Genomic DNA, 10,458 nt, shown 5'->3' with positions numbered 1-10,458 from the left:
CGGTACATCGGCAAGCTCGTGCAAGGTTTTTGAGAGGTTTTACACTTTTTCTTTGCACTTTAGCAGACTTGATCTCGCTTGAAAACTAGGCACTGTAAACCTTTGCTGCTTTTTTCAGCAAACCCTACCTATCTCAATCCGGCGCATTTAAAGCTCTTTGGCTACGAGCACCTTGAAGAGCTGATTGGTAAGAGTTGGACATCACTCTACTTCCCCGAAGAGGTTAGACGATTTGAGCAGGAAGTTTTTCCACACCTGCACACGCATGGATTTTGGCAGGGGGAAGCACAAGCCGTGCGTAAGGATGGTAGTACTTTCGTTGAGGGGTTGTCACTCACACGAACTGAGAAGGGCGAAATTATTTGTGTGTGCCGCAATATTACTGAGCAAAAACATGCGGAAGTTCAACTTCAGCAAATTAATGAGCGCTTAACGTTGACCAATACGGAGCTATATCGAGCAACTCGCCTGAGAGATGAGTTTCTAGCAAATATGAGTCATGAGTTGCGTACTCCTTTGAATGTTATTTTGGGGATGTCTGAGAGCCTACAAGAAAAGGTATATGGAGCAATTAATCAACAGCAAGAAGAAGCAATTAACATGATTGCTCAGAGTGGTAGTCATCTGCTGGAATTAATCAATGACATCCTGGATTTATCGAAAGCTGAAGCCAGCAAACTTGAACTACAGCTTGTTCCTACGCCAATTTCTGAACTGTGCCATTCGAGTCTAGGCTTTGTCACCCATCAGGCACATCAGAAAAATTTGAAACTGGTTGCTCAGATTCCTCCAGGCTTACCCGATATTTTGGTAGACGAACGACGCATCCGCCAGGTATTAATCAACCTGCTAATGAATGCAGTAAAGTTTACGCCCAACAATGGAACGATTCAACTGATTGTGCAACAGAAATATCAAGCTGACCGGCCTTTTCTATGTTTTTCGGTGATTGATACTGGCATTGGGATTGCACCCGATAATCTCAATCGCTTATTCAAACCGTTCTCCCAAATCGACAGTAGCCTCAATCGTCGTTATGCGGGGACTGGTTTGGGTTTAGCACTAGTGCGACGGTTAGTTGAGTTACATCATGGCAAAGTGGATGTTACGAGTACATTAGGGCAGGGAAGCTGTTTCACAATTTATTTACCTTATCAGGGTGATTCCACGGTAGATGTAGCGAAATTGCAATCTGGGGGGCAAGCAACCGCGATCACCCAGTCTATCTTACCTGCAACTAACGCTGTTACAGAGCTGATCACAGATACCAATCCGACCTTGATTGCTCAATTACCGATGGCACCCCTAATTTTGCTGGCTGAAGATAATGAAGCGAATATTGCGACCATCATAAGCTATCTTAATGCTCGCGGTTACCAAACTGTTCTAGCTCGCACTGGCAAGGAAGCCATTGAGATAGCTCAGATGCGATCGCCAGATCTCATTCTGATGGACATTCAAATGCCTGAAATGAATGGGCTGGAGTCAATACAGCAAATTCGTGCGAGTCAGCAGTCAAGTCATATTCCAATCATTGCGTTGACAGCGCTGGCAATGGCGAGCGATCGCGACAAATGCCTGGCAGCAGGAGCAGATGATTACTGCACTAAACCGATTAGACTCAAGCAACTTGTTGCAACAATTCGGAGTTTATTAAGTCGAGAAACCACCTAATAAGCTTGTCAACTAGATAAATAAATATGTTCCCTCTACTCTAACCCACCACAACTTGATGCACTACTGAAAATTCCGACCTGTAACAAGTTTTGATTACTCTGTTGCGTTCTGTCAGTTAACCCGAGATGTGAGCGTTAGAATTATTCTAACTTAATAAAACTTTATAAATACAGACGGGGTTTCTCTCCCCAAATGGGTTTTCTACTATTAGGGAAGTATTTCAACCTCTCATTATGTCAGTGACCTGATCACAATGGAGCAATAGCAATGCGTATAGAGCAGCGTTTTTTATCCTATTGGGTAGCGATCGCTTCAAGCATCATGGCACTGCTCTTGAGTCTTTGGTTAGAACCCATCATTACTCGGACGATTGGCGCGTTCTTTTACATCTCCATTGCGATTACCACCTGGTATGGGGGTAGAAAACCTGGAATGCTTGCCGTTCTGCTTTCTGGCCTCGCTCTCGACTATTATTTTTTCCCATCCCTGCATCAATTTCAAATTGCATATCTTGACGACCTGCCACGACTGTTACTTGTGGCCGTCGTGGGATTCATCATCAACTTATTAACATCTAACTTACAGGAAAGTACACAAGCTGCAACAGAACGGAATCTTCTGCTACAGCAAGAGCAAGCAACCCGGGCCAATGCCGAGCATCTTTTACAAAAATTGGATGCAGAACGTCATCGCTTAGAACAAGTGTTGCAACAAATGCCCGTTGGGGTTGCGATCGCAGAGTCACCCTCTGGCAAACTTTTGTTTCACAATGATGAAGCGATCCGCTTGCTCGGGCATCCCCTACTGAAAACCGAGACGTATCAAAGTTACAGCGAATATGGCGCGGTGCATTCTGATGGACAACTGTATCAGCCAGAAGACTATCCAATGTCGCGATCGCTCCTATCAGGGCAAGTAGTGAAAGCAGAGGAGATGCTTTACCGCAAGGGCGATGGCACAACAACGCTATTTTCTGTCAGCGCAACTCCGATTAGAGATCAAGCAGGGCACATTATTTCAACAGTTGCCACCTTTGAAGATATTCACGATCGCAAACAACTAGAACTTTCTTTGCAGACCTCTGAAGCAAAACTCAGTGAAATTTTGAACAATGCGGGTGCTTCGATTGTTAGCATGCGAATTTTTTCAGATTGCTCTTGGGAATACGACTATTACTCGGCTGGATGTGAGGCAATCTTTGGGTATACAGCAACCGAAATGGTGCAGGATATCTGGTGGTCAAGAATCTTGCCAGAGGATCAAGAAACCGTCATCCTGCCTGGACTAAACGAGATTGTGGCGGGACGATCTACCCGAATGGTATATCGCTTCCAGCACAAAGACGGCTCTTTGCGCTGGATCTCAACCGATTTGTCCACCCATTGGGATCCTCAGCATAACTGCTGGCAAGCTATTGCAGTTGATACAGATATTAGCGATCGCAAACAAGCAGAACTGGCATTACGGGCAAATGAAGAGAACTTACGGCTGCTGCTGCACCATGCTCCGGTCGGGATTGCCATGTTTGACCGGGAGATGCGTTATATCACGATGAGCCAGCGGTGGTTGGATGACTACCATCCTGGTGCAGTGGAGTCGTATATTGGGCGATCACACTACGAAGTCTTGCCAGCTATTCCCGACCACTACAAAGAGATTCATCAACGATGTTTAGCGGGGGCAGTAGAAAGAGGTGAAGGGTATTTTACCGGAACAGATGGGATAGACCAATGGACTCGATGGGAAGTGCGTCCCTGGTATCAATTATCAGGAGAGATTGGTGGCATTGTCATATTTTCTGAATACATCAATGATCGCAAACAAGCAGAACTGGCATTGCAAGAATTACATCAATCACTGGAACGAAGGGTCGCCGAGCAAACAACTGCACTGCGCACCAGTGAGATTCGTACGCGTGCCATGATTGCAGCAATTCCAGATTTGCTCTTTTGGGTGAAACGAGATGGTACTTATCTGGATGTGATGAATAGTCGCAATTTTAACCTGCTGAACTCAGCAAGTCTGATTCCTGGAACCAGCGTTTATGATTCTTTGCCCTATGACTTGGCTCAACAGCGAATTGAGGCAATCCAACGAGCGTTAGCCACAGGTGAAGTGCAGGTTTATGAACAACGTCTGGAGATTGAAGGGGAACCGCAAGATGAAGAGGTGCGAATTGCGGTCTGTGGCGAAGATGAAGTGTTATTGATGGTGCGTGACATTACGGCTCGTAAACGGGCGGAAGAGAATTTGCAAGAAAGCCAGCGCTTTATTCAACAAATTGCCGATGCATCACCTAACCTCCTCTACCTGTATGATGTGCAGCAACAGCGCAACATTTACTCCAACCGAGATACCGGCAGTGTGCTCGGATATACGCCAGAACAACTCCGGCACATGGGTGAAACATTTTTGCAACAGGTCATGCATCCCGATGATCTGGCGCATCTTCCCGCCCACTGGGAACGCCTTAGCCTCTCTCAGGCTAGCGATGTGACCGAGCATGAGTATCGGATGAAACAGGCAAATGGCGAATGGCGCTGGTTCTACAGCCGGGATGTGGTTTTTCACCGAGATAGAGAGGGGCGAGTTCAACAAATTCTTGGGACAGCGCAAGACATCACCAACCTTAAACAGGCCCAACATCTTCTCGCGGAACGCAACCAGCAACTGGCGATCTCAAACCAGGAATTAGCCCGTGCAACTCGGCTAAAAGATGAGTTTTTGGCGAATATGAGCCACGAACTGCGAACTCCCTTAAATGCGATCCTGGGTATGACTGAGGGACTACAAGATGAAGTTTTTGGCACCATCAACGACAGACAACAGCAATCGTTACAAACCATCGAACAGGCTGGCGTACATTTACTAGAACTGATCAACGACGTTCTCGATCTTGCTAAAGTCGAATCTGGACAAATCGAACTAAACTATACATCGACAGACATTAACGTTCTATGTCAAACCAGTCTTGCCTTAATTGAACATCAAGCTCTCAAGAAAGAACTTCAGGTTGAATTGAACGTGACCACGCCGATATCTTCCCTGTCTGTGGATAAGCGACGCATCCGACAAGTTTTGGTCAATTTACTGAACAATGCTGTGAAATTTACTCCTAATCAGGGTCATATCACTTTAGAGGTAAGTGTATTGATCGCTCATGCAGGAGAAGTAGAAAAACCATGGGTACGATTTGCAGTCCTGGATACTGGGATTGGCATTGCCTCTGAAAATATTCCGAAATTGTTTCAACCTTTTATCCAGATTGATGGTTCCCTCAATCGACAATATGAGGGAACGGGTTTGGGTTTAGCTCTGGTAAAACGTATCGTCGAACTGCATGGTGGAAAAGTAGGAGTCAGCAGTGAGGTTGGGATCGGCAGTTGCTTCACCGTTGATCTGCCTTATGAGGGTTCCCCAATCTCTACGCCTGACCGCCAACTTTCGGGCAACGCCAACCTACAAGAAAATCCAACCGACTTAACTCAATCTCCCCTAATTTTATTGGTGGAAGATAACGAAGCTAATATGATGGCGATAGTCGGATACCTGGAAATGAAAGGTAATCGTTTGGTGAGTGCAAGCAATGGACAGGCAGCGATCGCATTAGTGCAATCTGCACATCCAGATCTAATTTTGATGGACATTCAAATGCCAGGAATGGACGGACTAGAAGCGATCCGTCAAATTCGTAGCCTTCCCCATGTCAGCAAAATCCCGATCATTGCTCTGACAGCCTTAGCCATGGAAGGTGATCGCGAGCGTTGTCTCGCAGCAGGAGCGAATGCATACCTGAGTAAGCCCGTCAAACTCAAACAACTGGCAAACCAGATTCACCAACTCTTGCAACCAGCTTCCATCTAAAAGAAAAGCGAATCTGCTACACAGCCGAAGTTAGCATGTCAATCATAAAAATTGCACCATTGGGCTGATTATTCTCTACCATAATCTCACCACCATGTGCCTCGATCGCGAGCTTACAAAATGCTAATCCTAATCCCGTTTGATTCACACCTTGAATGAAAGTGCCAATCTCGTACCGTTCAAAAATGGTTTGACGCATTTCTTCCGTAACGCCAGTTCCTTGATCAGTCACTTTAATCCTGATTTTTTCAGTCGTCAGAGATTCTGTTGATAAGTACACTTGACTGTTTGTTGGGGAGAATTTAATCGCATTGGATAACAGATTATCGATAATTCGTCGAAACAACGCTTGATCAACCGCAACCATGCAATCCAGGTTAGCTAACTGGCTACAGAGCTGTACATTTTTTTGATTCGCGATCGCATCAAAAGCTTCCAAGGCAGATAAACAGAGTGCATTTAAATCAACAGAAACAATATCTAAGATCAGCTTTCCCGCTTCTAACTTTGCCATGAGTAGCAACGTATCAATCATGGCCTGCAATTCCTTCCCAGCCAATGCAATTTGTTTGACTTTGACCGCTTGCCTTTCAGGCGGAAAATTGGGACGTTGCAATAGGTCAGCAGCAAGAGTAATGCTAGCCAGAGGATTTCGTAGGTCATGAACAACCATATTCACCATATCTTCTCGCATCCTCAATACGGCTTGCAAATTGTCATAATGACGTTTGATCCGCAACATAGAGCTCAAACGAGCACGCAGTTCTAACCGATTGACAGGCTTGCTGATAAAGTCATCAGCTCCCGCGGCTAGACAACGTGCCAAGTCTTCAGATGCCGTTAGTGCTGTCACAATAATGATGGGAATGTGTCGCCATTGGGTTGAGGCTTTAAACTTCTGACAAAACTCAATCCCATTCATCACAGGCATCATGACATCCAGAAGAATCACATCTGGTTGAAAAGACTTGAGTAAGTCAAACGCCTGCTGCCCGTTTGAGACATAACTCAGCTGATAGTCTGCTTGATCGAGATAAGCTTCGATCACATCAAAGTTATCTGGTTCATCATCAATGATAAGGATTGTAGCCTGACTATCCATGTAGATCTGGGTTGAAAAAATACGGTAACTATTGCACTGGCGCAATTAACGAGGCTATCTTCAGAGTTCCCAATAGGATCAAATATATAAATTTTTCTTGAAGAAATAAAAAAGAAAGTTTAAAGACATATGTTTCTACAAAAGGAAATTCACTGGTTCTACCTGGGTTTGAGTCTAAGAGGGAAGAGGGCACCACCTGCCGGGGTAACCAGAACTACAAGCGTCGCGATTGTAGTCGTCAGTTTGTGGGGAATCCTCAATGGAAACCGAAACACAAGGACACCTCTGCGTTGGTTGACCGACTGTTGCTCGAACGCATTTCCCGAGCAGGCATTGCCCGAGTGCTCCACTTATCCGAGAGTTGGTTGCAACAGTACGTGAATGCTTGCTATGCCGAGGTACCTCACCAAGCAGAGGTAGGTGATTGCCAAACTAACGTCTCGACGAGTGGTGCAGATGGATGAGTTATGGCCATTTGTGGATGGAAAAAGGCAATAAACAGTGGGTCTGGCTAGCGATTGATAAAATAAGCTGTGAAATTATCGGGTGTCATGTTGGTGATCGTTCTGCTCAATCAGCGCAAGCGTTGTGGGAGTACTTCCGCACCACTACCGACAATATGCACGTATCTACACTGATCATTGGGAAGCCCATTCAGGTGTACTGCCGAGTAAACGGTACTTTGCAGTGGATCAAGATTCGAGTTTAACGAGTCATATTGAGCGATTGAACAACAGGTTGCGTCAGCGTATCTCCCGGTTCGCTCGACGCAGTTTGTCATTTTCAAAGAAACTCGAAAATCACATTGGTGCGATTTGGAATTTCATCCACCACTACAACCAGAAGATTCAGGAGAAGTTGCAACGAGAGCACATGGCTGCCTTTTCTCCACCCTTTACCCATGACACGACCTTTTGTTAGTTACTCATCAGCTTAAATCAGGCTCTGCTTCCCTCCTAGCTTTCCTTTCACCCTCTCCCGTTTTGTTAGTCACGCAATTAGCGGACATGATTCAACAATGGTTGGACGATTCCTAGGAATGATATTAAGCAGTTCATTTCCCTGTAATCATGCTTAAACACTTTTGCTGACTCTACGGAGATGACTAGTTCGAGAAGACGCTGAGCCTAAGGCTGGCAAAAAACCGTATTCCTTGCCTGGATAAAACGGAGTCTATCGCGAATGATAGAGAAGGCATTTGCTTGACCATATTCATGAAATCTAGAGCCATTCAGCAACAGCAAGTTCATATATCAGCTTATCTTCGATGTTTGATGCTGTCTCAAATTCATGTTCTTCTACTCTGTGCTTATGCCAGTCTAGGTTGGGTCTTATGCGCTTATGCTGTGCCGCAAATCATTTGGGTAGGAACAGTCTTTGTCACCTTACATTTGAGTTGGGTTGGTATTGATGCCATCCTTCTAGCATTGATTTGGGTCAATTTTATTTTGACAGTTGGCGCCATCGATCAAGTCTGGATGTGGAAAATGCCAATCGTCTCTTACTTTGTTGTACCTTTAGTACTTCTACTGGTCTGGTTTCTTGCAATTGGTATCGTACTACTGGTCGCGATCACGCACCAATATTTGAAACGAAAGCTAGTTTCTTCCTCTCAAAGAACTGTGTTTTTATTAGGATCTAGCTTCGCTGGTTTAGTTTGCGGGGTGTCTTTCTACCAACTGTTCACTTTACCTCGAATCCAATGAATCGATCTTCTGATCCCCTCGCAGACTTGATTTCTCAGCCCTTTTCTCACCCCTATCTTGCACGAATTGACCCAACCCTTCTAAAAACATTAAACGAGCAGCAACTTGCTATTCTTGATGAAGTGTTGGAAACATTGACTCCAAAACGTGCTCCTAAGCTAGTTGACCTGAGACTAACTGTAGATGTGATCATCTCGCGTTTCTACATCGTTCTGCTAGTTGGCAAAGATCAACGTAAAACCATGCGATCATATCTAGGCACTAATTTCACGCGTACACTTAATATTTTCATTGCAGCACTACTGCTCATAGGGCTCAATTTAAGTATTAGTGCCTTTTTCATCTTGACAGCCTATCTAATTAAATCTGCTTTAGGCATTGATTTATTTGCATTTCACCTTAAGGATATTGTTGCCAAATTCTAGAGCTTCATGCGGCAACGCATATCAATCAGAGCAGCTTTCATGAATTTAGTTTGAGTGGCAATCAAATTGTAAATAGCTTTAATTCTGGTTTATTTTTTAATTCAAAAACCCACCTATAGTAATCCCAGACTAAGCACATCTCAACTATTATTGACAGCTAGGGTTAGCGTTATCGCTTGGGTAAGGTAACACTGCGGCTAATACCTTCAGCATGAAGTTGCCATTATGGCCGCTCGCTTCGACTTCTGCCTCAAACTTTGTTTTCCAGGGACACGATTGAGGGCATTGACAGCAAAGTGGCTTAACAAAGACTAGTTGTGAGGAGCGTGGAGCGAACGCACACGGCAGGCATCTTCACCGAAAGTTACATCTAAAGTTCAATGCAGTCCATTTTCAATCTCCAACTGCTGACGAATATTAGTAGCAATTTGATGCAGCAGGATGGTTCGCTCATTGTGGGCTACTCAACTGAAATTAGCTGTAAGTCCTTCATACGAAAAACCAGGGGTTGAATGATTTTTGGAGCGCTTAGTGCTCTAAAAATCATTCAACTGCGTAGGTTCTGTGCTGTTAAAAAGGCATAGACTCTTCGGTCGGCGGATTTTGGATGTAACTTAGCTGTTCTTGTAAAAGCTGCACCATGTCCATATTGCCAGATCGCTCATAGATAGCGATCGCCCGCTGGTAATCCGCAACCACTGCATCCGTATCCGTTTGGCTCCAGTACATATCCGCCCGATCCAGGTAGGCTGTTGGCTGGTCAGGATCTGCTTCAATGGCTTCTGTATAGGCCGCGATCGCACCAGCACTATCTCCACTGCGCATGGCTTCTTGCCCTTTGGCATAGGCCAGGTCATAGGGAGTCGAGGGGCGCACAGTAATTGTATAGTTGCCGCCCTGCCCCGCAAACGAGCGGGCCGAAGCAGTGTAGGTGCCATTTGCAGGCAAAGAAATCACAATAGTGGAATTGAGGCTGCGACCATAGTCATCATTCGAAGCGACTTCTTGCCCATCGGGACCCAGCAATACCAGCAAGGTGTCAAACTCTTCACTTTGCATGGCAATGGTGACCTGTTGTCCAGCCGTGCCCTCAAAGGTGTAGTCATCGGTCATGGGCTGTAGCGTACCAGATTCTTCAAACAAAATCTGGGCGCGGGCACTGGGGGCGATCGCCAGCAGCGGAACACCCGTCAAAGTCACGATCGCTGCAACAAGCGTACCCAACCGACGCATTGGACGATTTTGGATGATCATAGAAAAACCTTTTAGAACTTAATAAATTTTGGACGTTGATTCGGTTTGGTAGAAGGAATGAGCAGTATTCTTGGCCTGAGAGAATGCCTCGATAGACAACCGAGACATATTCTGTGCTCGGCTGTACCGGCTTTACTCCACAGACTCAGCACTCTAGAAAAATCACCCTAGCATGCACCGTCTTGGCTCTGAAGAAACCACCTGATTCTTTTCCACAACTCGTTTGCAGGAAGTCCTGTAAGCACAGCTTTTCGCATCAGCTTGCCGGGATAGGTGATTGAATCCATATCGATATAGCATCCATTCTGGCTCGCCCACACTCAGGACTACACCCTATTGTTCAGCAGGGGCCATGCCGAAACCTAAGCAATTTCCATGGTCAAGGATCTATCGGTCGCTTCATTAGCTTCACTGCAAGTTTCATACTTTC

Annotated in this window: 6 protein-coding genes and 1 pseudogene; 5 read left to right on the top strand and 2 right to left on the bottom strand. The window is 45.4% G+C overall.

What is annotated here, in order from left to right; translation table 11 throughout:
• Positions 1–78 precede the first annotated feature (78 nt).
• A complete protein-coding gene (locus ACQ4M4_RS16705) occupies positions 79–1,674 on the top strand; it encodes a PAS domain-containing hybrid sensor histidine kinase/response regulator (RefSeq protein WP_430685576.1) in 1,596 nt (531 codons plus the stop codon).
• A 270-nt stretch (positions 1,675–1,944) separates the two neighbouring features.
• Positions 1,945–5,541, top strand: a complete 3,597-nt coding sequence (locus tag ACQ4M4_RS16700) for a PAS domain S-box protein (RefSeq protein WP_430685575.1) — start codon at positions 1,945–1,947, stop codon at positions 5,539–5,541.
• A gap of 16 nt (positions 5,542–5,557) precedes the next feature.
• On the opposite strand, the gene ACQ4M4_RS16695 is transcribed toward ACQ4M4_RS16700, so the two are convergent.
• Positions 5,558–6,643 (bottom strand): hybrid sensor histidine kinase/response regulator, encoded by a 1,086-nt coding sequence (locus ACQ4M4_RS16695; RefSeq protein ID WP_430685574.1) that lies wholly within the window; start codon positions 6,641–6,643, stop codon positions 5,558–5,560.
• Positions 6,644–6,795: 152 nt separating this feature from the next.
• Between ACQ4M4_RS16695 and ACQ4M4_RS16690 the strand changes: the two are divergent.
• From ACQ4M4_RS16690 to ACQ4M4_RS16680, 3 genes and pseudogenes are all read left to right on the top strand, one after another.
• Positions 6,796–7,564: pseudogene (locus ACQ4M4_RS16690) on the top strand (IS1 family transposase).
• 293 nt (positions 7,565–7,857) lie between these two features.
• On the top strand, positions 7,858–8,349 hold the full coding sequence (locus ACQ4M4_RS16685) for a hypothetical protein (RefSeq protein WP_430685573.1): 492 nt from the start codon (positions 7,858–7,860) through the stop codon (positions 8,347–8,349).
• The gene (locus ACQ4M4_RS16680; RefSeq protein WP_430685572.1) at positions 8,346–8,774 is read left to right on the top strand and encodes a hypothetical protein; all 429 of its coding nucleotides are present in this window, start codon (positions 8,346–8,348) and stop codon (positions 8,772–8,774) included. The genes ACQ4M4_RS16685 and ACQ4M4_RS16680 overlap by 4 nt, the downstream gene beginning before the upstream one ends.
• 570 nt (positions 8,775–9,344) lie before the next feature.
• Here the strand turns inward: ACQ4M4_RS16680 and ACQ4M4_RS16675 are convergent.
• Positions 9,345–10,028, bottom strand: a complete 684-nt coding sequence (locus tag ACQ4M4_RS16675; protein ID WP_430685571.1) for a pre-peptidase C-terminal domain-containing protein — start codon at positions 10,026–10,028, stop codon at positions 9,345–9,347.
• Between the last annotated feature and the right edge of the window lie 430 nt (positions 10,029–10,458).

It is taken from the genome of Leptolyngbya sp. AN02str (assembly GCF_050565595.1).
GTDB lineage: Bacteria > Cyanobacteriota > Cyanobacteriia > Elainellales > Elainellaceae > Kaiparowitsia.
The sequence above is the reverse complement of the archived record's forward strand: the minus strand, read 5'-3'. Positions and strand labels throughout refer to the sequence as shown.

Bases quoted from the DNA above. Each gene is read 5' to 3' on its own strand.
- ACQ4M4_RS16700 (WP_430685575.1), top strand. From the start codon at position 1,945: ATGCGTATAGAGCAGCGTTTTTTATCCTATTGGGTAGCGATCGCTTCA.
- ACQ4M4_RS16680 (WP_430685572.1), top strand. From the start codon at position 8,346: ATGAATCGATCTTCTGATCCCCTCGCAGACTTGATTTCTCAGCCCTTT.
- ACQ4M4_RS16675 (WP_430685571.1), bottom strand. From the start codon at position 10,028: ATGATCATCCAAAATCGTCCAATGCGTCGGTTGGGTACGCTTGTTGCA.
- ACQ4M4_RS16685 (WP_430685573.1), top strand. From the start codon at position 7,858: ATGAAATCTAGAGCCATTCAGCAACAGCAAGTTCATATATCAGCTTAT.
- ACQ4M4_RS16695 (WP_430685574.1), bottom strand. From the start codon at position 6,643: ATGGATAGTCAGGCTACAATCCTTATCATTGATGATGAACCAGATAAC.